Source organism: Aeromonas sp. 160P (assembly GCF_055193095.1).
Map to the genome: position 1 here is coordinate 235,001 of NZ_JBUXKV010000001.1, position 20,127 is coordinate 255,127.

At 58.7% G+C, this 20,127-nt stretch carries 20 protein-coding genes (1 of these 20 running past the window's edge); 14 read left to right on the plus strand and 6 right to left on the minus strand.

What is annotated here, in order from left to right:
* Both rapA and rluA read left to right on the plus strand, forming a co-directional pair.
* Nucleotides 1-1,149, plus strand: partial view of an RNA polymerase-associated protein RapA gene (rapA, locus tag ACY8FN_RS01135; RefSeq protein WP_101326373.1) — the 3' portion only. Its footprint begins 1,719 nt before the window's first position; only the last 1,149 of its 2,868 coding nucleotides appear in the window; its start codon lies off the left edge, out of view; the stop codon is at nucleotides 1,147-1,149.
* Nucleotides 1,150-1,264: 115 nt separating this feature from the next.
* A complete protein-coding gene (gene rluA, locus ACY8FN_RS01140) occupies nucleotides 1,265-1,921 on the plus strand; it encodes a bifunctional tRNA pseudouridine(32) synthase/23S rRNA pseudouridine(746) synthase RluA (RefSeq protein ID WP_101326371.1) in 657 nt (218 codons plus the stop codon).
* A gap of 72 nt (nucleotides 1,922-1,993) precedes the next feature.
* Here rluA and ACY8FN_RS01145 read toward each other — a convergent pair whose 3' ends face one another.
* Nucleotides 1,994-2,182 (minus strand): hypothetical protein, encoded by a 189-nt coding sequence (locus ACY8FN_RS01145; protein ID WP_005336040.1) that lies wholly within the window; start codon nucleotides 2,180-2,182, stop codon nucleotides 1,994-1,996.
* Between the two features lie 336 nt (nucleotides 2,183-2,518).
* Here ACY8FN_RS01145 and dhaK point away from each other — a divergent pair, with 336 nt between their 5' ends.
* The 4 genes from dhaK (at nucleotide 2,519) to ACY8FN_RS01165 (ending at nucleotide 6,167) form a co-directional block, all read left to right on the plus strand.
* The gene (gene dhaK / locus ACY8FN_RS01150) at nucleotides 2,519-3,589 is read left to right on the plus strand and encodes a dihydroxyacetone kinase subunit DhaK (protein ID WP_101348258.1); all 1,071 of its coding nucleotides are present in this window, start codon (nucleotides 2,519-2,521) and stop codon (nucleotides 3,587-3,589) included.
* Between the two features lie 15 nt (nucleotides 3,590-3,604).
* Nucleotides 3,605-4,234, plus strand: a complete 630-nt coding sequence (dhaL, locus tag ACY8FN_RS01155) for a dihydroxyacetone kinase subunit DhaL (protein ID WP_101326367.1) — start codon at nucleotides 3,605-3,607, stop codon at nucleotides 4,232-4,234.
* A 1-nt stretch (nucleotide 4,235) separates the two neighbouring features.
* Nucleotides 4,236-4,952: a dihydroxyacetone kinase phosphoryl donor subunit DhaM gene (dhaM, locus tag ACY8FN_RS01160; protein ID WP_463099007.1), complete on the plus strand. Its 717-nt coding sequence runs from the start codon at nucleotides 4,236-4,238 to the stop codon at nucleotides 4,950-4,952.
* A 132-nt stretch (nucleotides 4,953-5,084) separates the two neighbouring features.
* A complete protein-coding gene (locus ACY8FN_RS01165) occupies nucleotides 5,085-6,167 on the plus strand; it encodes a glycerol dehydrogenase (protein ID WP_463099008.1) in 1,083 nt (360 codons plus the stop codon).
* A 94-nt stretch (nucleotides 6,168-6,261) separates the two neighbouring features.
* Here the strand turns inward: ACY8FN_RS01165 and dhaR are convergent, their stop codons facing one another.
* Nucleotides 6,262-8,163, minus strand: a complete 1,902-nt coding sequence (dhaR, locus tag ACY8FN_RS01170) for a dihydroxyacetone kinase operon transcriptional regulator DhaR (protein ID WP_463099009.1) — start codon at nucleotides 8,161-8,163, stop codon at nucleotides 6,262-6,264.
* A gap of 464 nt (nucleotides 8,164-8,627) precedes the next feature.
* Here dhaR and ACY8FN_RS01175 point away from each other — a divergent pair, with 464 nt between their 5' ends.
* From ACY8FN_RS01175 to ACY8FN_RS01185, 3 genes are all read left to right on the plus strand, one after another.
* Nucleotides 8,628-8,987 (plus strand): hypothetical protein, encoded by a 360-nt coding sequence (locus tag ACY8FN_RS01175; protein ID WP_463099010.1) that lies wholly within the window; start codon nucleotides 8,628-8,630, stop codon nucleotides 8,985-8,987.
* A 233-nt stretch (nucleotides 8,988-9,220) separates the two neighbouring features.
* Nucleotides 9,221-10,252 (plus strand): IS630-like element ISAhy2 family transposase, encoded by a 1,032-nt coding sequence (locus ACY8FN_RS01180; RefSeq protein WP_463099011.1) that lies wholly within the window; start codon nucleotides 9,221-9,223, stop codon nucleotides 10,250-10,252.
* A 30-nt stretch (nucleotides 10,253-10,282) separates the two neighbouring features.
* Complete coding sequence (locus ACY8FN_RS01185) at nucleotides 10,283-10,918, plus strand: hypothetical protein (RefSeq protein WP_463099012.1); 636 nt, start codon at nucleotides 10,283-10,285, stop codon at nucleotides 10,916-10,918.
* 212 nt (nucleotides 10,919-11,130) lie between these two features.
* Here the strand turns inward: ACY8FN_RS01185 and ACY8FN_RS01190 are convergent, their stop codons facing one another.
* From ACY8FN_RS01190 to ACY8FN_RS01205, 4 genes are all read right to left on the minus strand, one after another.
* The gene (locus tag ACY8FN_RS01190; RefSeq protein WP_463099013.1) at nucleotides 11,131-12,048 is read right to left on the minus strand and encodes an IS5 family transposase; all 918 of its coding nucleotides are present in this window, start codon (nucleotides 12,046-12,048) and stop codon (nucleotides 11,131-11,133) included.
* Nucleotides 12,049-12,309: 261 nt separating this feature from the next.
* Nucleotides 12,310-12,528, minus strand: a complete 219-nt coding sequence (locus ACY8FN_RS01195) for a hypothetical protein (protein WP_463101207.1) — start codon at nucleotides 12,526-12,528, stop codon at nucleotides 12,310-12,312.
* Between the two features lie 221 nt (nucleotides 12,529-12,749).
* Nucleotides 12,750-13,835: an AI-2E family transporter YdiK gene (ydiK, locus tag ACY8FN_RS01200; RefSeq protein ID WP_172956203.1), complete on the minus strand. Its 1,086-nt coding sequence runs from the start codon at nucleotides 13,833-13,835 to the stop codon at nucleotides 12,750-12,752.
* Nucleotides 13,832-15,274: a bifunctional NUDIX hydrolase/phosphatase PAP2 family protein gene (locus ACY8FN_RS01205; protein WP_463099014.1), complete on the minus strand. Its 1,443-nt coding sequence runs from the start codon at nucleotides 15,272-15,274 to the stop codon at nucleotides 13,832-13,834. The genes ydiK and ACY8FN_RS01205 overlap by 4 nt, the downstream gene beginning before the upstream one ends.
* A gap of 185 nt (nucleotides 15,275-15,459) precedes the next feature.
* Here ACY8FN_RS01205 and ACY8FN_RS01210 point away from each other — a divergent pair, with 185 nt between their 5' ends.
* The 5 genes from ACY8FN_RS01210 (at nucleotide 15,460) to ACY8FN_RS01230 (ending at nucleotide 20,120) form a co-directional block, all read left to right on the plus strand.
* Complete coding sequence (locus ACY8FN_RS01210; protein WP_101320613.1) at nucleotides 15,460-15,840, plus strand: hypothetical protein; 381 nt, start codon at nucleotides 15,460-15,462, stop codon at nucleotides 15,838-15,840.
* A 260-nt stretch (nucleotides 15,841-16,100) separates the two neighbouring features.
* The gene (gene hslR / locus ACY8FN_RS01215) at nucleotides 16,101-16,499 is read left to right on the plus strand and encodes a ribosome-associated heat shock protein Hsp15 (RefSeq protein ID WP_463099015.1); all 399 of its coding nucleotides are present in this window, start codon (nucleotides 16,101-16,103) and stop codon (nucleotides 16,497-16,499) included.
* A 91-nt stretch (nucleotides 16,500-16,590) separates the two neighbouring features.
* Entirely contained in the window at nucleotides 16,591-17,475 is an 885-nt protein-coding gene (hslO, locus tag ACY8FN_RS01220; RefSeq protein WP_463099016.1) for an Hsp33 family molecular chaperone HslO, read from the plus strand.
* Between the two features lie 149 nt (nucleotides 17,476-17,624).
* The gene (gene pckA, locus ACY8FN_RS01225) at nucleotides 17,625-19,250 is read left to right on the plus strand and encodes a phosphoenolpyruvate carboxykinase (ATP) (protein WP_068979391.1); all 1,626 of its coding nucleotides are present in this window, start codon (nucleotides 17,625-17,627) and stop codon (nucleotides 19,248-19,250) included.
* Nucleotides 19,251-19,454: 204 nt separating this feature from the next.
* Nucleotides 19,455-20,120, plus strand: a complete 666-nt coding sequence (locus ACY8FN_RS01230; RefSeq protein ID WP_463099017.1) for a GntR family transcriptional regulator — start codon at nucleotides 19,455-19,457, stop codon at nucleotides 20,118-20,120.
* Nucleotides 20,121-20,127: the final 7 nt, after the last annotated feature.

Sequence of the window (20,127 nt, forward strand, 5' to 3'; positions counted from 1 at the left end):
AATCCGGATCTGCTGGAGCAGCGTATCGGCCGTCTGGATCGTATTGGCCAGCAGAACATCGTCGAGATCCACGTCCCTTATCTGGAAGGAACCGCCCAGCGCGCCCTGCAGCTCTGGTATCACGATGGTCTGGATGCCTTCGAGCAGACCTGCCCGACCGCCCGCCCGGTGTTTGAAGCGGTGCGTGACGAGCTGTTCGAGCTGCTGGCCGCCAACACTGGCGATCAGGCGACCCTCGATGCCCTGCTGGTCAAGACCCGTGAACTGCATGAGCCGCTCAAGGCCCGGCTGGAACAGGGTCGCGATCGCCTGCTGGAGATCCACTCCAGCGGGGGCGCTGCCGCCCAGCAGTTGGTCGACAAGCTGGCTGCCGAAGACGGCGACACCGGCATGATCTCCTTCGCCCTCAAGATGTTCGACGAGATCGGCGTCAATCAGGATGACCGTGGCGAGAACGCGCTGGTGCTGACCCCGGGGGATCACATGCTGGTCTCCAGCTTCCCGGGCCTGCCGCAGGATGGCATGACCATCACCTTCGATCGCCCGACCGCATTGTCGCGGGATGATATGGCGCTGCTCTGCTGGGATCACCCCATGATGCGCGGCGGTATCGACCTGATCCTGGGCTCCGAGATCGGTGCGACCTCGGTTGCGCTGCTCAAGAACAAGGCACTGCCCATCGGCTCGATCCTGCTTGAGCTGATCTTCGTCGCCGAGTCTGCAGCTCACCCCCAGCTCTACCGCTTCATGCCGCCAACGCCAATCCGTCTGCTGATGGACAAGAATGGCCAGAATCTGGGTGAGAAGGTGGCATTCGATGCCTTCAACCGCCAGCTGACCCCGGTCAACCGCCATCTTGGCAGCAAGCTCGTGACTGCATCCCAGCCGGTTATTCACGGTCTGATAGGCAAGGGCCAGCCGATTGCCGAAGAGTTGAAAGCCGTGATTGTCGACAAGGCCCGTGCCCAAATGGCGCAGACCCTGCAGCAGGATCTCGATCGTCTGGAAGCGCTCAAGGCGGTCAATCCAAGCGTGCGCGACAGCGAACTGGATTACCTTCGTGATCTGCAGGCAGAATTGCACCACCTGATCGACCAGACCCAACTCAAGCTGGACGCAATCCGCTTTATCGTGGTCACCCATAACTGACGCGATACTGAAAAGGCATACGCTGATCCGGCTCACGCTGGATGCCATGCCCTTTATGATTGTGGTTACCCATAACTGATGGGGGCTTGCCCCCACCTTCTGATGCGAGACATTTATGTTTGAATACTCACCGCCGCTGGAACCCTGGCTCGAGATCCTGTTCAAGGACAAGGACATCATGGTGGTCAACAAGCCCACTGGCCTGCTGAGCGTCCCCGGGCGCGGCCCCGAGAATGAAGACAGCGTCCTGCATCGGGTGAAACAGCAACACCCCAAGGCGGCGGCAGCCCATCGTCTCGACATGTCCACCACTGGCGTCATTGTCATTCCTCTCAATCCCAATTCCCATCGGGAGCTGAGCCGACAATTTCGCGAGCGGGAGACCGAGAAGCACTATCTCGCCTGGGTGTGGGGTGAGCCGGAAGCAGAGTCGGGTCAGGTAGACCTGCCGCTCTGCGTCGATTGGCCCAACCGCCCGAAACAGAAGGTGGATCACGAGGAGGGGCGCCACGCTCTGACTCTGTGGGAAAAACTGAAGGTGGAGAACGGCAACAGCCTGATCAAGCTGACCCCCATCACGGGTCGCTCCCACCAGTTGCGCGTCCATATGCTGGAGCTGGGGCACCCGATTCTGGGTGACAACCTCTATGCCCATCCGGATGCGCTGGCGGCAGCGCCTCATCTCTACCTGCATGCGGCCATGCTGACCATCAGCCATCCCCGCAGCGGCGAGCGGATGACCTTCGAAGCGCCAGCCCCCTTCCCGCTCTGATCCGAAGGGATGCGAAGCAAATCGCAGATATAAAAAAGCCCCCATCGCGAGATGGGGGCTTTTTCATTAGGGTCAGACGCGAATATCGATCTTGCTTCCCAGAGAAGCGCTGGCCGATGTCGGTGCAACCGGCGCTGATTGCGCTGCGTTTTGCAGCAGCTTCAGCGCAGCTTCGCCCTCTTGAGTCTGCTGTTTCTTAGCCAGACTGGCCGTCATCAACGCAGAACCAAACGACGCATTCGCAGAACTTGATATATCCATAGGGTTCCTCCTGCACTCAACAGTATCGGCCAACCAGCGCAGAACATAAGTACTGAATGCAAAACAATCTGAAAATGGCTTTTCTATCAACCAGATTGATTTAGCACGCAGTGGGTAATCTATGGCTCTAACCCAGCCAGCCCTTTTCATAGCTGTGAGGTCGCTAACAGTTTCCCGCCCGTTTTCCCCGCACCGTTTCAGATTGAAACGCCAACCTCCCTTCCGCTGTTTCAAATCCGAACCGAACAGGCCGTCATTTTTCTCCCGATTTATCCCGTTAGACTGGCTCCATCAACCATTTGCCCACCCGTGTGGTGGCAAGCCAAGGAGTGAGCCATGAAGAAACTGATCAATGCCGTCGATGCTGTGGTCCGTGAACAACTGATGGGGATGGCTGCCGCCCACCCCGAGCTCAAGGTACGTATCGAACCCCACTACATCACCCGCGCCGACTCCCCCGTGATGGGCAAGGTGGCGCTGGTCTCTGGCGGTGGCAGCGGCCACGAGCCGATGCACGGCGGTCTGGTGGGCAAAGGGATGCTGGATGGCGCCTGCCCCGGCGAGATTTTTACCTCCCCGACCCCGGATCAGATGTACGAGTGCGGCCAGGCCGTTGATGGCGGCGCGGGCGTGCTGTTTCTGGTAAAGAACTACACCGGTGACGTGCTCAACTTCGAGACCGCGGTCGAGCTGCTGCACGGCGACGGGGTCAAGGTCGGCTTCTCGCTGATCGATGACGACGTGGCGGTCAAAGACAGCCTCTATACCGCCGGTCGCCGTGGCGTCGCCACTACCGTGCTGTGCGAGAAACTGGTGGGCGCCGCTGCCGAGGCGGGCTATGACCTGACTCGCTGCGAAGCGCTGGCCCGTCGCATCAACAACCAGAGCCGTACCATTGGCGTCGCCATGCATGCCTGCACCGTGCCTGCCGCTGGCAAGCCCTCCTTCACCCTCGCCGACAACGAGATGGAGTTTGGCGTGGGTATCCACGGTGAACCCGGCATCGAGCGCCGCCCCTTCACCGACCTCAATACTCTGGTGGACGACATGTTCAGCGAGCTGGCGGACAACACCCCCTATGGCCGCACTCTGCGCCACTGGGACAGAGCCTCCGGCAGCTGGCAGGAAGAGCACACCTTTATCGAAACGCTCAACAAGGGCGATCGGGTCATCGCGCTGGTCAACAGTCTAGGTGGCACCCCCATCTCCGAGCTCTATGGCGTCTATGGTCGCCTCGCCACCCTGTGCGAAGAGGCGGGCATCCATCTGGTGCGTAACCTGATCGGCCCCTACTGTACCGCCCTCGACATGACCGGCATCTCCATCACCCTGCTCAAGGTGGATGATGAGCTGATGACCCTGTGGGATGCCCCCGTTCACACTCCCGCCCTGCGTCGCGGTTGCTAAGGAGCCCTTACTCTCATGCTAAGCAAACATCACATCGTCAACTGGCTGCTGGACTGCGAACACATCTTTACCGAGCAGCGTGACTACCTCACCGCGCTGGATACCGATATCGGCGATGGCGACCACGGCCTCAACATGCAGCGCGGCTTTACCAAAGTCGCCGAGAAGCTGCCTGCAGTGGCAGACAAAGACATCGGTCAGGTGCTGAAAACCACCGGCATGACCTTGCTCTCCTCGGTCGGCGGCGCCAGTGGCCCGCTCTACGGCACCTTCTTTATCCGGGCGGCGGCCAGTACCGATGCCTGCCAGAGCCTGAGCCTCAGTCAGCTGTGCAAAATGCTGAGCGATGGGGTCGAGGGGATCGTCTCTCGCGGCCGCGCCGAACCGGGTGACAAGACCATGTGTGACGCCTGGTGGCCAGCACTGGCCGCCCTGCAACAGGCGCAGCAGCAAGAGTTGCCGCTCAACGAAGCGCTGGACAAGGCGGTGGCGGCTGCCGCAGCCGGCACCGAGGCCACCATCCAGATGCAGGCCCGCAAGGGGCGCGCCAGCTATCTTGGCGAGCGCAGCATCGGCCATCAGGATGCCGGAGCCACCTCGACCCTGCTGCTGCTGACCGCCCTGCGTGACAGAGCGAGGTTGTGACATGATCGGAATCGTAGTTGTCTCTCACAGCGCCATGCTGGCGGCCGGATTGAAAGCGCTGGCCGACCAGCTCGGTAGCCCGGCCAAACTGCTGCTGGCGGCCGGGGTCGATGACCCCGACCACCCCATAGGCACCGATGCTATCGCGGTGATGAGTGCGATTGAAGAAGCAGATGACGGCAACGGCGTACTGGTGCTGATGGACTTGGGCAGCGCCCTCTTGAGCGCCGAAACCGCCCTCGAACTGCTGCCACCGGAGCTGAGCGCCCGGGTGCGGCTCTGCCCCGCCCCGCTGGTCGAGGGCACCCTGGCCGCCGTGGTAGCGGCCGGTTCCGGCATGACGCTGGACGAGGTGGCCGCCGAGGCACTCGGCGCGCTGGGCCCGAAACAGGCGATGCTGCCTGCCAGCGCGGCGCAGGCCGCCACTGAGACCGCCCCCGTTACCGACGACGGCTGGCTGCGCTGCGAAGTGGTAGTGGATAACCCCCACGGCCTGCATGTACGCCCCGCCGCCCGACTGGTGGCAGCCCTCAAGCCCTTTGCCGCTGAACTCAAGCTGCAAAAGGGGGATAAAGAGGCCAACCCCCGCAGCCTGACCCGGCTCACCATGCTCAACGCGCGTCAGGGCGACACCCTCGCCCTGTTGGCGCGCGGGGAGGATGCCACCGCCGCATTGAGCTGCTTCCAGCAGCTGGCCGCCGAGCGCTTCGGCGACTGACGCCGCACGCCACTGTTTCAAGGCGCTGCACTCGCTCGCTGAGCCTGTGCAGCCCCATTCAAGACGAAGGACTCCCCGGCACTGCCGCCCCTTCGCCCCGATTCTTAATTAATAAAGAGAGAGGGATAGAATATGGACCGCATTATCATCAGCCCCAGCAAATACGTGCAAGGCAACGGGGCTCTCGCCAATATCGGCAACTACGTCAAGGCGCTCGGCTGCAAGCCGCTCATTCTGGCCGACGCCTTCGTCACCAAGCTGGTGGGCGATACCGTGGCCACCAGCTTCCACGGTGTGGGCATCAAACCCGAGTTCGACTGCTTCAACGGCGAGTGCTCCCGCCCCGAGATCGACCGCCTGCTGGCCCGCTGCAACCAGACCCCGTTTGACGTCATCATCGGCATCGGCGGCGGCAAAACCCTGGATACCGCCAAGTCGGTCGCCTTCTACCAGAAGGTGCCGGTGGTCATAGTGCCGACCATCGCCTCCACCGATGCCCCCACCAGTGCACTAGCGGTCATCTACACCCCACAAGGGCAGTTCAGCGAATACCTGATGATCCCGACCAACCCCAACATGGTCATCATGGATACCGGCGTGGTCTCCCGCGCCCCGGTGCGGCTGTTGGTCTCCGGCATGGGGGATGCGCTCTCCACCTATTTCGAGGCGCGCGCCAACAAGGTCTCCGGTTGCCAGACCATGGCCGGTGGTGCCTCCACGCTGGCGGCACAGGCCATCGCCGAGCTCTGCTACAAGACCCTGCTGGCCGATGGCTACAAGGCCAAGCTGGCGGTGGAGCAGGGGCTCTGCACCAAGGCGGTGGAGAACATCATCGAGGCCAACACCTACCTGAGCGGTATCGGCTTCGAGAGCAGCGGTCTGGCCGCCGCCCACGCCATCCACAACGGCCTGACCCAGCTCACCGAGTGTCACCACCTCTATCACGGTGAAAAAGTGGCGTTCGGTACGCTAGTGCAACTGGTGCTGGAGAATGCGCCCATGGCGGAGATCGAGACAGTGCTGGCCTTCTGCCGCTCGATCGGCCTGCCGACCAACCTGCATATGATGGGGGTCAAGGAGCTGGATATGGCGCGCCTGATGGCGGTGGCAAAAGCCTCCACCGCCGAAGGGGAGACCATCCACAACATGCCGTTCAAGGTCACCGCCGAGGATGTGCTGGCGGCCATCGTCACCGCCCACCAGCTGGGGCTGTAACCGCGCCACCGTTGACCCTGCCATATAACACGGCCCCGCAACTGCGGGGCCGTTTCATTTGCTGCGGGCCGGTTGGCGATGGCTCGGATCGCCGTCAGCCGTGATAGTCGGCGGGATCGATCTCGAGCAATTTGAGCCGCCGCCAGAGGGTGGTGCGGCTGATGCCCAGATGCTGGGCCATCTGGCTCACTTGCCCCTTGCAGGCGTGGGCGCAGCGCAAAATGGCTTGCCGCTCCAGCTCCGCCAGCGTGAGCAGCGGTTGCCCCACCACCTCATCTGCCACCAGCTGATAGCCGTGACGAATAGCGGCGGGCAGCGCCTCCGGCGGGATCAGCCCCTGACCGGAGTGAAGCAACGCATGCTCGACCGCGCTGCGCAGCTCCCCCAGATTGCCGGGCCAGGGGTAGGCGAGCAGACAGTCGAGGGCCGCCGGACTGAACTGGCGCACCGGCTCGCGCCCCTGCGCCGCCAACTGCTGGCTGATCAGGCCGGGCAGATCCGCCGCGCGCTCCCGCAGACCCGGCAGCCACAGCTCGCACGCCTGCAAGGCATAGAGCAGCTGGCGGCCAAACAGCCCCTCCTGCACCAACTGCTCCAGCGGGGCGCTGCTGGTGGCGATGATCCGCACCTTGAGCGGCAGGATGCGGGCCGAATCGAAGCGCTGGATGCGACCGGTCTTGAGCAGTTGCAGCAGCGCCGCCTGCATGGGCGCAGAGAGGCACTCCACCTGCTCCAGCACCAGCGTGCCGCCGTGGGCCAGCTCAAACTTGCCCGCCCGCTCCTGCCCCGCCTCATCGGAACCCATCAGCTCCAGCGCCATCCGCTCGCTCGGCAGCGCCTGACAGTTGAGGGTAATGAGCGGCCCGGCTGCCCGCTCGCTGCCAAAGTGGATCGCCTCGGCAAGCTGGGCCTTGCCCACCTCCTCCTCGCCGCGCAGCAGGATCGGCCCCTGACTCTGAGCTGCCTGTCGGGCGTAGCGCAACAGCTTGCGCATGGCGCTCGACTCCCCCACCAGCGCCGACAACTCGGGCACCGTCTGGCGCAGCTGGTGAATGGCCCGCAGCCGATCGACCGGGTGCAGCAGGGCGATAAAGCTGACCCCCTCCGGCCCCGGTAGCGGCTTGAGGCTCACCAGCGCATTGATAAACTCCCCCTGCTGCCCACCGAGTCGCTCCAGCGTCACCTCCACATGACTGAGCGGTGTCTGACCCTTGATGGCCAGCTGCAAGCGCTGGGGCAGCAACAGGTGCTGCTCCAGCGGCTGACCGAGACAGAGCGCCGGATCGAGCCGCAGCCGGTGTGCCGCCAGCGCGTTGAGGTAGCGCAGCCGACCCTGCGGATCCCAGGCCAGCACGCCGTCATCCATGCCGTCGAGCAGGGCGTAAAGCTCGCTCAGGTGGTGCTGGGACTCCTGCATCAGAGTCTCCATCTGCAGCAGATGGGCCAGCTCGCGACCGGCGCTGACGGTGAGCGCCAGATCGCCGGCACTCGCCTCCTCCACCTTGCAGATCAGGGCGATGATGGCGACCTGACGGCCATTGCTGTTGTAGACCGGGCTGGCGCAGCTGTGCCAGGGATGGAGGGTCTGGTTAAAGTGCTGGGGGCCGCTGACGCAGAGCGGCACTCCCTCCAGCGCCGCCAGATTGATGGCATTGGTGCCGATGCGCCCCTCGCTAAAAAAAGCGCCGGGGCCAAACCCCAGCGCTGCCAGCTCCGCCAGCGTGTCGGGGTGGCCGGTGCGGGCCAGCAGACAACCGCTCTCGTCGGTGAGCAGCAGGGCGCAGGGGCGCCCCTCCATAAATTCGTAGAGATCTTCGAGGGCCATCTCGCCGGTGGTGAGCAGGTCGCGCTTGCGCTGACGCAGGCTCTGCAAGGTCTGCCCCTTGGCACTGTGGGGCGGATGCCAGAGGGTGGCGCTGGTCTGGTGGGCGCAGCGCAGCCAGGAGGCCTGCAGATAGTCAGGCCAAGCGAGCAGCGGCTGAAGGTCAGATGGCATGATCACAGCAATATCCGGCAAGATGTGAGCCGACCATTTAACCACGCCTGCGTCCCCGATTCAGTGACCTGCCTCAGAGGGTGGCAAGCCCGTCATCCTCCCGGTCGGGTTCGCCCCCGGCAAATTGCTGGCCGAGCCAGTGGCAGAAGGCGCGGCATGTCGGCATCACCCCGCATTTCTGATATGCATCTCGATCACACTACTGATTGGTTTGCGAAGAGGAGCCTGAATGGCGCTTTCCATTGCCGCTCCTTAAGTGTATTTTGGCTCAGCAGTGAAATGCAGAGCCAAAGGGAAATGTTGAGCGAATACATTCAGCACTACAGGCAGATCGGAAATGTTGTGATTTAAAATGTATTTTTTGTGGCGGCGATCAGGGCGAACCGGAGTTATATGGAAGGCTCAATTAACGGATTAGTACTACTTTCAATTCAATCACTATTATGTGCGCGAAGGAAAACAACATGAGTTTAGTTGGCGAACATCAACTTCGTAAAGTGACTGGAATTAGTCAGTCTCAAATTGAAGCTATCAATAATTTCTTACAAGGTGCTATCTATTGCTGGTGTAAAAACAAAACTCTAGACGATTGGTTCTCATTAAGTGCGTTAATGGGTGGCGACAACTTTTACTGGCAAGGAACCCCACTAATATGCCTCTATACTAAGCACGAGGAAAATAGCAGCAAAAACCCTGTAAATCGAGCAGGTATCGATGCTGGTTGGCTGCTAAAGTCCGTTATAGTAAATGACTCTCGGCACTTTGAAACCAAAAAAGAATTTCGTAAAAGAATGTATCGTTGGCGTGGTGAAAAATGCATATAAAAAGATGCTAAGATGAATTCGCAACCCGTAACATTTTTACTATGCGTTAGTCTAAGTTATTAAAGCGGCTTATGTATTGAGTTCCCCCCCTCTTAACAAGGTGTTATATACATTACAGGATTAACTAAATAGCTGTTCCGAATAGTAGATCACTGGAGGAAGGGAACTCAGTCCAGTTTGTGCGATCTCATTAGTCGCCAAACAAAACAAGCCACACCCAAAGGACTGAGTTGATGCCTATCCTACCACCCCTACCACGGCCACAGCGGCGCCGCATTCACAAAATCATCCATGCCACCCGTGATAAAGGACATGCTCGTCGCTTGATGGCCATCTTGCTGTTACATGAAGGACGTACGGTCACCGATGTTCATCACCTTACCGGCGCTGCGCGCTCGACCATCGGTCGTTGGCTTCGGTGGTATCGAGATGAAGGCATAGATGCGCTAGAAGCCTTACCGGCTGGCCGTGCCCCAGTTTTACCTATCGCCAAGATGGTCACCTTACTTGTGCTGCTCATGCAGTTTTCTCCGCAAGATTTTGGTTATCAGCGCAGCCGTTGGTGTACCGAACTATTGGCTATCAAAATCAATCGGTTAACAGGGCTCAATGTGGCCGCCTCCACACTTCGTCGATGGTTACCTCGTATGGGGATTGTCTGGCGCAGGCCCGTGCCGACCTTGCGGATAAAAGACCCGGCCTATCAGGAGAAAATGGCGAATATCGACGCCGCGCTGGCCCGTTGTAATGCAGATAATCCGGTGTTTTATGAGGATGAAGTCGATATAGACCTCAATCCCAAATTAGGGGCCGACTGGATGTTCAGAGCGCAGCAAAAGCGTGTTGTCACTCCGGGGCAGAATGCCAAGCATTACCTGGCAGGCGTTCTTCATGCAGGCAACGGAAGAGTGCTTTACGTCAGCGGGATAAAGAAAAACTCATCGCTGTTTATCGCCATGCTGGAAAAGCTGCGCCACCACTACCGACGAGCCAAAACCATCACGCTGATCCTCGATAACTACATCATTCACAAAAGCAAACAGACCGAGCGATGGTTGAAGAAGAACCCCAAGTTCTGCCTGGTATTCCAGCCAGTTTACAGTCCTTGGGTTAATTACATAGAACGGCTGTGGCACAAGTTGCATGAAACCATCACGCGCAATCATCAATGCAGAGGGATGGCCAACTTGCTGGCTCGAGTGAAACACTTCATGGATACCGTGTCTCCTTTCCCCGGGAATGGCTATGGCACAGCGAAGGTGTAGCACTATTAGGATCAGTTATTTAGGGTACTAATGGACGATAAAATATTTGAAGTGGCATCTTGGGGTAAATATATTTACCGCGCTGAAATGGAACGTCTTAATTTTTATTTACGAATTCAAAGTGACGATAGTGGGGTTAGGTATTTTATATACAGCAGTCAGTGGCTGGCATCCTTATATGTTGTCGTTGAAGGATGGGAAAGCCTTAAGCTATCAGATAACAAAATAAATAAACTTTTGTCAGTATATAATGACTATGTACTAACAATAAAACGCTGCAGAAATGCAGTTTACCATTTCCAAAAAAACATCGTTGATAAACGAGTGGATTCTGCAGTAAGTGATAAAGAACTTCTGGTATGGGCAGGAGCATTACTGGATGAATTCATTAGATATCTTTACTTGTATCCGATATCTCTTCATGGGGTGTGTGATGAATCATTAAATTTACAAAAAGAATATTTTGATTTGATTGGATGGCATCCCGAAAATCTTCATCTGATAAAGTGGTTTGAAACTCTTGTTTACATCTTTAGGTACTATGAAGGAGGAAGTGCTGATATCTTGTGTCGAAGTCCTGAAAACGACAAAAAAATTAATTCCGCATTGCAAGAGTTAATGGCGTTAGAAACCAATCCATATTTTCCAATGTTATCTCGCCTGTAGCCCGTAGGTTCGATTAGCTGCAAGGCGTAATCGGACGTTCGCGTAACTGGGTTCTCCCGCAATAACGGCCACCCGCATTTCCCTTCTGACAGATGCCGCTGACTCACGGAAACACCGGAACAACGGCCTCTCGATCGTCCGATTACGCTTCGCTAAGGCGTTGTTGCCCAAATCAGCTATCAGGTCACAACGTCCCCAGCCCCAGGTGACCGCTACACTCGGGGCTTTCTGACAGGCAGACCAAGGGTGTTCAGTTTGTTGATTGCACCAACATACGCCATCACTTCCCCTACCTGACCGTTGTATGTTCGCAGACTGATTTTCCCCGTCAGCAACTGTTTGAACCGATACATCGCCGTCTCTGCCAGCGAGCGACGGTGATATCCCGACATCTTCTTCCAGTGCGCTAGCCCCTCCTTGCGCATCACCAGCACCGCCTCATTTCTCGGATGGCCCTTTTTCCATAGTCCTGCGTTCTTGCGAGGCGGGATACACGCCGTCGCCCCTTTACGCGCAATCAACCGATGGCTGGCTTTGCTGTCATAGGCGCCATCCGCATAAACACGCCCCAGCTTGCGCCGCAGAGGATTGAGCAAGGTCGGCAACACCTCTGCGTCATGCACATTCTCCAGCGACACTTCTGCCGCCACGATATCGTGAGTCACCGGGTCTACCGCCAGATGCAACTTGCGCCACACTCGCCGCTTCTCGGCGCCGTGTTTTCTGACCTTCCACTCGCCTTCACCAAACACCTTCAGCCCGGTTGAGTCGATAACCAAGTCGGTAATACGTCCCTTTGGGGGCTGTCGATAAGCGACCGTCACTGTGCGTGCTCGCTTGCTGACGCAGCTGTAATCGGGGGCACAAAGCGGTACGTTCATCAACTCGAACAGGGAGTCGAGTAGTCCTTGGGTGGCCCGCAGAGTGAGGTTGAAAATCCCCTTGAGCATAAGGAAGGTACAGATGGTCTGGTCAGTGTAAAGCTGGCTGCGTCCCCGTCGCCCATGATGGTCGTGGTGAAACCAATTGCTCATGGCCTCGGCATCAACCCAGAAGGTGAGTGAGCCACGGTTAATCAGAGACCTGTTGTATTTAGGCCAGTTGGTGATGGGGTGAAGCGAGGTGCCCATGATGCAGACTTGAAGAGGATGGTGGTGATCAGATCACCGCGCCCTCAGTTAGTTCCATTCAAGCTGCATCGATTTGGGCAACAACGCCCTTCGCTAATCGAACCTACATGAGGCGGTAATATGTGGTGAATGCCGGTTGGCGCGGATCAGCCAATCTGACGCCATCGCCATAAATCACGATCGTCAGAAACCAAAGAGCCGCCCGATGGGCGGCTCTTTGGTATCAGCGATTGATGGCTGACTCGTCTTATGACTGAATCGTCACTCGGCCTTGGGCGGCGCAGCGACGGCGGTCGCCGGTTGGTCATCTTCCTTGATCCAGGCATCCAGCAGGGTGTAACCCACCGCCAGCCCGTAGGTTCGATTAGCCGCAAGGCGTAATCGGACGTTCGCGTAAATAAATTCCCCCGCTATAACGACCTCCCGTACTTCCCCTCTGCCAGATGCTGCTGATTCACGGAAACTCCGGGACTGCGGCATCTCGATCGTCCGATTACGCTTCGCTAATCGAACCTACATGAGGCGGTAATATATGGTGAATACCGGTTGGCGCGGATCAGCCAATCTGACGCCATCGCCATAAACCACGATAGCCAAAAACAGGAGAGCCGCCCGATGGGCGGCTCTTGGTATCAGCGATTGTGACTGATTCGTCTTGTTACCGAATCGTCTTGTTACCGAATCGTCTTTTTACTGAATCGTTATTGGGCCTTGGGCGCTTCAACCGCAGCGGCTGCCGGTTGGTCATCTTCCTTGATCCAGGCATCCAGCAGGGTGTAGCCCACCGCCAGCACTACGGGGCCGATAAACAGACCGATGATCCCCATGGTCAGCAAGCCGCCGATAACCCCCACCAAAATAAGGATGAGCGGCAGGTCGGCGCCACGCTTGATCAGGAAGGGGCGCAGGAAGTTGTCCATGGTGCCCGCAATCAGTGACCACACCAGCAGGAAGGTGCCCCAGGTGGTGTCACCGCTCCAGTAGAGATAGCCAACGCTGGCCATCAGCACCGGGAAGGGGCCGATCTGGGCGACGATCAGCAGGAACATCACCACCACCAGCACCATGGCGTAGGGGATGCCTGCAATCAGCAAACCAACACCGGCTACCGAGGATTGCACCAGCGCGGTTACCACCACCCCCATCGCCACGGCACGGATCGCCTGTGAAGCGAGCACTGTGGCATTGTCACCACGCTCGCCCGCCAGTCGGTGGGCGAAGCGGCGAATACCGGTCGCCACCATTTCACCGGAGTGATAGAGCACACCGCAGATACCGACCGTCAGCAGGAAGTGGACGAACAGCAGCCCCAGATTGCCAGCCTGAGAGGCCAACCAACGGGCGGTCTGACCAAAGTAGGGGGTCAGCTTGGCAAACAGCACCTGACCACCGCTCGCCAGGATCTGCTGCCAGAACTCATACAACTTGGTACCTACCAGCGGGATCTGCTGCAACCAGAGCAGCTCGGGGGGCGGTGACTGGCTGATAGTGGTGCCCAGCTCGATCAGCATGGGGGCCTTCTCCGCCACATTGGCCAGAGTCATAAAGAGCGGGATAACAAATATCAGCAGCAGCACCAGCGTCATAAACAGCGCGGCCAGCGAACGCTTGCCCCACAGCAGCCGCTGCATCATCAACATCAGTGGCCAGGTGGCGATGGTGATCATGGTGGCCCACACCAGTGCCGGCAGGAAAGGTTGCAACACCATGAAGCAAGAGATAATCAGGATGCTGATAAACAGCACCCCCAGGGTTATCTTGGCCAAATCCACTTTTTTCACATTCATAAAATTCCCTTGTTCGGGCATTTGCCCTTGGGTCGTGTGTCGTTTTTCAAGAAAGAGAGTATCCACCAGAGGCCAGCGCTCAACCAGAGCCCCAGCCCGAAAAAGAGCGATAACTGGCCGAGCAGGATAGTGAGCGAACTGCTGGTCAGCAGCGGCAACCCCCACAGCATGGCACCGATCACGGCGCCCCCCGCCAACGTCACACCACCGGTCAACAGCGGCGAGTGACCATCACGGGGCAAGGGCGCCAGACCACCGAGCCAGAGGCCCAATGCGGCCAGCCCAATCCCGGCCAGATGAGCCGACTGTACCCAGCCCGCGATCAGCAGGCTGGTTGCAATCAGTAGCAGCCAACCCGCCACACCCCCATCCAGTCGCCAGCAGGGGCGAGCGGCCAGCAACAAGCCGCCAATCAGCAGCCCCGCCGCTACATCAGAGATAAAGTGCACCCCGAGCCAAACCCGCGCCAGACCGGTGACCAGCGCCAACAGCAAAGCCAGCGAGATCGCCCGCCAGCGGTGGGTCGGCCAAAGCCAGCCGAGCAGCGCGCCCCAAAACAGCAGCGCCGAGGCGGTATGGCCGCTCGGCATGCCAAAACCTTGGGCACTCTGGGTTGCCAGCAGCGGTTGCAGATGGAAGGGGCGCGGCCAGCCGATCCCCTCCTTGCCCGCTTGCACCAGCAGCCCAAGCCACAGCATGGCAAACAGCAGCTGGCGTAACCGCGGCCACCCCAGCAGCGGGAGCAGCAAAGGTATCAGGGCAAGCTGAAAGCCGCCTGAACCAAACAGATTGCTGACCGACAGCCACCAGACATCGGGCCCCAACCACTGCTGCAAACCCATCATCAGCGGGATCTCGGCCTGGTGCAGCGCGCTGCCCTGGGCCACGAAATCGGCCTGCCAGCGCACCTCGCTCTCGGGCACCTGATCCAGCCGGGATTGCAGCCAGTCGAGCTGATCCGGGAAGCGGCGCTGCTCGCGGGGGAGCTGGTCGATGGCGATCAGCCGGGCATTGAGGATCTCCCCACCCAGATTGGGGGCCTTCAGGATGGAGACAAAACCGCCCTCCTGCTGAGCGGCTGAGTTTCGCTGCGCGGCTGGATCTCGCTGGGCAGCTGTATTTCGCTGCGCGATGATGGGTTCAAGAGTGCGGCAGGCGAAGATAACCGCTCGCTGCCAGCGGCCCAGCTCCAACCCCACTTCCCCCTGCAAGCCGGTCTCTTCATTGAGCTCGCGCAGCGCCGCCTGCTGCGGACTCTCGCCGCTATCGATATAGCCACCGCTCAGGCTGTAGCGGGAGGAGATGCGATCCTGCACCAGCAACAACTGATCCTGATGACGGATGGCACAGGCGGCCGCCGTGGGGGCCGCCAGTTCGGCACTCAAGGCTGGCGCAGCGGTAAACAGCGTCAGCAGCAGTAAAAAGAGGGTTCTCGACATCAATTTGCTTTCCCTATGCTCAATGGCGACAAGCCTCCCAGAAATCAGATAGTTGGGCAATGGTAGCGGCCGGATCGCCGCCGTTCCCACGGCGATGGCGATGCACGGAAGATTGCGATGAAGCAGAGCACTCCCTACTATTGGCGCCTATCTTCAATTTCATGCAGCAAACGCTGGAGCCCCCCATGAGACAGTTCGGCTTTTTCATCGGCATCGCCATCGGTGTCATTTTGATACTGTTCGGCAGCATCGTTATCTTCCAGGCACTCCCTGCCGCACTGGATGTACTGGAGATGCCGAGCCGCATCCCGTTCGTGCGCGAGGTTTACACCTGGCTGATGACCAGCGCCAACGGCCTCACCGCCCAGCTGGAGCAAAACTTCCTGGAAGCCTTCCAGACCGTGCTCAAGCTGATCCTGCTCATTACCTTCATGTGGGTCTGCGTCAAGCTGGTCAACATGGGGGTGTTGCTGATCCGCGCCGGAGTTGACCTGATCCGCACCGCCATCGCCCACAGCGAAGGCCCGCACGACCAGAAGAAAGCGGATCAGCAGGATCACTTCTAATCCCGCCCGTGGTCGATTGATGTGAAAGATGCCGCGCCAAACAGGGGCGGCATCTTTTATACACTATATAAGCAGCCCCCACCGGCAACCCCCTACAGACGCCCCCATTCACCGACTTTCCCTTGTGAATCAGTACACTGCCCATATGTTGCAACACATGGGCATAAGTTGCCCACTCGCGCGGCTGCCGCCCGGTTGCTATCCCGGCCCCGGCCTCTGATATAATCGATAGCCACTTTTCCCCGTTATGGAGCCTGTTCATGCCCAATCATCCAGAAAGTACCCTTGAGGTTCGTCTCGACAAGTGGCTGTGGGCAGCCCGTTTCTACAAGACCCGCTCCGTGGCGCGGGATCAGATCGACGGGGGCAAGGTGCACTACAATGGTCAGCGCAGCAAACCGGGCAAACAGGTGGAAGTGGGGGCACTGATCCGCCTCTGGCAGGGTCAGGATGAACGGACAGTGCGGGTGCTGGCCATTAGCGAGCAACGCAAATCGGCTCCGCTCGCCCAGCTACTGTATGAAGAGACCGCCGAGAGCCTGAAAAAGCGGGCAGAGAACAGTGAAGCCCGCCGTTTCAACAGCCAGTTTGCCCCCAGCCCCGAGCGTCGCCCCGACAAGCAGGAGCGACGCCAGCTGATCAAGGTCAAGCAGTACTGACCTGACCCCGTTAACACAAGGCTGATGAGGCACCCTACGGTCACTCGCCAGCCGAACCGATTTACCTCACCGAACAATCCAGGAATCAATGATGAGTAACCAAGACCTGCTGTATCGCTATCTGTTTGAAGAGTACGAAGTGCGTGGCGAGCTGGTCCAGCTGGATCACACCTACCGCCATGTGGTGGAAGCCCAGAGCTACCCGGTACAGGTACAAAAACTGCTGGGCGAGCTGCTGGTAGCCACCAGCCTGCTGACCGCCACCCTCAAGTTTGAAGGCTCCATCACGGTGCAACTGCAGGGCGATGGCCCGGTGCGTCTGGCCGTGATCAACGGTGACAACAACCAGCAACTGCGTGGCGTAGCCCGTTATGAAGGGGAATTGCCGAGCGATGGCAAGCTGCAGAGCCTGATCGGCAACGGCCAACTGGTCATCACCATCACCCCGGAGCAGGGCGAGCGTTATCAGGGCATCATAGCGCTGGACGCCGACACCCTGGCAGGCTGCCTGGAGCGCTACTTCGAGCAATCCGAACAGCTGGCCACCAAGTTGTGGATCCGCACTGGCTACCATGAGGGTGAACCCCGCGCAGCCGGTATCCTGCTGCAAGCCTTGCCTGCCCAGAATGAAGACCACAGCCATGATTTCGAGCACCTGACCCAGCTCACCAGCACCATCAAGGATGAAGAGCTGTTTGGTCTGGAAGCGGAGGAGATCCTCTACCGTCTCTACCATCAGGACAAGGTACGGGTATTTGACCCGCAGGCGGTCGAGTTCCGTTGCACCTGCTCCCGCGAGCGCTGTGAAGGGGCTCTGCTGCAGATCGAAAAGGAAGAGGCGATGGCGATGGTGCAGGAGCTCGGTAAAATCGATATGCACTGTGACTACTGTGGTGCCCAGTACCAATTTAATGGGATCGATGTCGAAACCCTGTTCAGTAGCGCTCCTGGTAATGATGCAAACAAGTTACACTAATTAAAGGCGGGCAAAACCCGCCTTTAACTTTAATAACAAAAATAAGCCATATTTTATAAACTTTGATGGTGATCGCTAAACTCTACCACCTAAGTGATAGGATGGCTCTCAGATAGAACCCTACACACCTCTGAACCCAGGAGAATACAATGACAATCGTGGCAGAACCCACCCTGGCCCAACAATTAGGACTGGACCAGTACGGCATCAAAAACAGCCAAGAAATCGTTCGCAACCCCTCTTACGACCAGCTTTTCGCCGAAGAGACACGTTCTGACCTGGAAGGGTTCGAGCGCGGTGTCGTCACCGAGATGGGCGCAGTCAACGTGAACACCGGGATCTTCACCGGTCGCTCACCAAAAGATAAATATATCGTCAAAGATGCCACTACCCAGGATACTGTGTGGTGGTCTGACCAGGGTAAGAATGATAACAAAGCCATTAGCCCGGCTGTGTGGTCAGATCTGAAAGCTCTGGTGACCCAGCAGCTCTCCGGCAAGCGGCTGTTTGTGATCGACGGTTTCTGCGGCGCCAACCCGGATACCCGGCTGGCGGTGCGTATCATCACCGAGGTGGCCTGGCAGGCACACTTCGTGAAAAACATGTTCATTCGCCCAAGCGATGACGAGCTGAAAACCTTCAAGCCCGACTTCGTGGTGATGAACGGTGCCAAGTGCACCAACCCGAACTGGAAGGAGCAGGGTCTCAACTCCGAGAACTTTGTTGCCTTCAACATGACCGAGAAAATGCAGCTCATCGGTGGCACCTGGTACGGTGGCGAGATGAAGAAGGGCATGTTCTCGATGATGAACTACTTCCTGCCCCTGCGCGGCATTGCCTCCATGCACTGCTCAGCCAACGTGGGTCAGGACGGCGACGTTGCCATCTTCTTCGGCCTCTCCGGCACTGGCAAAACCACCCTGTCTACCGATCCCAAGCGTGCGCTTATCGGTGATGACGAGCACGGCTGGGATGACCACGGCGTGTTCAACTTCGAGGGTGGCTGCTACGCCAAGACCATCAAGCTGTCTGAAGAGGCAGAGCCGGACATCTACCACGCCATCCGTCGTGATGCGCTGCTGGAGAACGTGACCGTTGCTGCCGATGGCACCATCGACTTTGATGATGGCTCCAAGACCGAGAACACTCGCGTCTCCTACCCCATCTATCACATCGAGAACATCGTCAAGCCGGTCTCCAAGGCGGGTCATGCCAACAAGGTGATCTTCCTGACTGCCGACGCCTTCGGCGTGCTGCCCCCGGTCTCCAAGCTGACCAAGGAGCAGACCAAGTACCACTTCCTGTCTGGCTTCACCGCCAAACTGGCCGGTACCGAGCGCGGCATCACAGAGCCGACTCCGACCTTCTCCTCCTGCTTCGGCGCAGCCTTCCTCTCCCTGCACCCGACCAAGTACGGTCAGGAGCTGGTGAAGCGGATGGAAGCCGCAGGGGCAGATGCCTATCTGGTCAACACCGGCTGGAACGGCACCGGCAAGCGCATCTCCATCAAGGATACCCGCGCCATCATCGACGCCATCCTGGATGGCTCCATCGAGAAGGCCGAGACCAAGGTGCTGCCAATCTTCAATCTGGCAGTGCCAACCGCACTGCATGATGTGAATCCGGCCATCCTTGACCCGCGCGACACTTACGCCAACAAGGCCGAGTGGGATGCCAAGGCACAGGATCTGGCAGGACGCTTTATCAAGAACTTCGAGCGTTTCACCGATAACGACGAAGGCAAGCGTCTGATCGCCGCCGGTCCGCAGTTGTAACGGACTCGCTTCGCGTAAGTTCGCGTAAGAGAGATGATGCCGGTCAGCCTTGCTGACCGGCATTTTTGTTATGGTGCCCCGCTATTTTCGTGACCAAGCCCCGACCGGGCGCGCCAGCAACCTTGCCTTGCCACACTGGGCGGGGTAGATTCAGCCAAACTCGCTCCTATCTACCATGTTGCAACGCCCAATCGTGACCCGACCATGACCCCCCCGTACCAGACTCGCACCCAGATGGTGATGGAAAACCTCCGCGGCCGGATCCTCCGTGGGGAGTTCCCCGCCGGCGCCCCGCTGCGACAAGATGCCATTGCCAAAGAGCTGGCGGTGAGCCGCATTCCGGTGCGGGAAGCCCTGATGCAGCTGGAGGCGCAGGGGCTGGTGAAGTTCGAGGCACACCGCGGCGCCGTGGTCACCATGCTGGACGCCTCGGCCATCGACGAGCTCTTTTATTTGCGAGCACTGCTGGAAGCCGATACCCTGTTTCACGCCGTCGACAAGATGACAGAAGCCACCTTCGCCCAAGCGGAGATGATCCTCACCCAGTTTGATCACGCCCTGGAGTCAGGCACCCAGATCGAACATTGGGCCGAGTTGAACCACAGCTTTCACGCCACCCTCTATCAGACAGCCGGTCGCCCCCAGGCACTTGAACTGATCGCCCAGATCAATCTGAGCTGTGACCGCTATGTCCGCTTCGAGCTACTGTTTGCCCAGGGCGGAGTAGATAAGGCGGAGCGTGAACACGCCCAACTGCTGGAGTTGTGCCGCGCCCGGCGCAAGCACGAGGCGGTGGTACTGCTCAAACAACATATCGAAGCCGCAGGCCAGTCGATCAAACGGATCCTGGATAGCGGCCATCAAAACTGAACACTCA

Coding starts and splice junctions, on each gene's coding strand:
- dhaR (WP_463099009.1), bottom strand. CDS start 8,163: ATGCCATCTGACCTTCAGCCGCTGCTCGCTTGGCCTGACTATCTGCAG.
- rluA (WP_101326371.1), top strand. CDS start 1,265: ATGTTTGAATACTCACCGCCGCTGGAACCCTGGCTCGAGATCCTGTTC.
- ACY8FN_RS01205 (WP_463099014.1), bottom strand. CDS start 15,274: ATGTCGAGAACCCTCTTTTTACTGCTGCTGACGCTGTTTACCGCTGCG.
- ydiK (WP_172956203.1), bottom strand. CDS start 13,835: ATGAATGTGAAAAAAGTGGATTTGGCCAAGATAACCCTGGGGGTGCTG.
- ACY8FN_RS01185 (WP_463099012.1), top strand. CDS start 10,283: ATGGACGATAAAATATTTGAAGTGGCATCTTGGGGTAAATATATTTAC.
- ACY8FN_RS01190 (WP_463099013.1), bottom strand. CDS start 12,048: ATGGGCACCTCGCTTCACCCCATCACCAACTGGCCTAAATACAACAGG.
- hslR (WP_463099015.1), top strand. CDS start 16,101: ATGCCCAATCATCCAGAAAGTACCCTTGAGGTTCGTCTCGACAAGTGG.
- ACY8FN_RS01210 (WP_101320613.1), top strand. CDS start 15,460: ATGAGACAGTTCGGCTTTTTCATCGGCATCGCCATCGGTGTCATTTTG.
- dhaM (WP_463099007.1), top strand. CDS start 4,236: ATGATCGGAATCGTAGTTGTCTCTCACAGCGCCATGCTGGCGGCCGGA.
- ACY8FN_RS01165 (WP_463099008.1), top strand. CDS start 5,085: ATGGACCGCATTATCATCAGCCCCAGCAAATACGTGCAAGGCAACGGG.
- ACY8FN_RS01145 (WP_005336040.1), bottom strand. CDS start 2,182: ATGGATATATCAAGTTCTGCGAATGCGTCGTTTGGTTCTGCGTTGATG.
- ACY8FN_RS01230 (WP_463099017.1), top strand. CDS start 19,455: ATGACCCCCCCGTACCAGACTCGCACCCAGATGGTGATGGAAAACCTC.
- pckA (WP_068979391.1), top strand. CDS start 17,625: ATGACAATCGTGGCAGAACCCACCCTGGCCCAACAATTAGGACTGGAC.
- dhaK (WP_101348258.1), top strand. CDS start 2,519: ATGAAGAAACTGATCAATGCCGTCGATGCTGTGGTCCGTGAACAACTG.
- ACY8FN_RS01195 (WP_463101207.1), bottom strand. CDS start 12,528: ATGCCGCAGTCCCGGAGTTTCCGTGAATCAGCAGCATCTGGCAGAGGG.
- dhaL (WP_101326367.1), top strand. CDS start 3,605: ATGCTAAGCAAACATCACATCGTCAACTGGCTGCTGGACTGCGAACAC.
- ACY8FN_RS01180 (WP_463099011.1), top strand. CDS start 9,221: ATGCCTATCCTACCACCCCTACCACGGCCACAGCGGCGCCGCATTCAC.
- hslO (WP_463099016.1), top strand. CDS start 16,591: ATGAGTAACCAAGACCTGCTGTATCGCTATCTGTTTGAAGAGTACGAA.
- ACY8FN_RS01175 (WP_463099010.1), top strand. CDS start 8,628: ATGAGTTTAGTTGGCGAACATCAACTTCGTAAAGTGACTGGAATTAGT.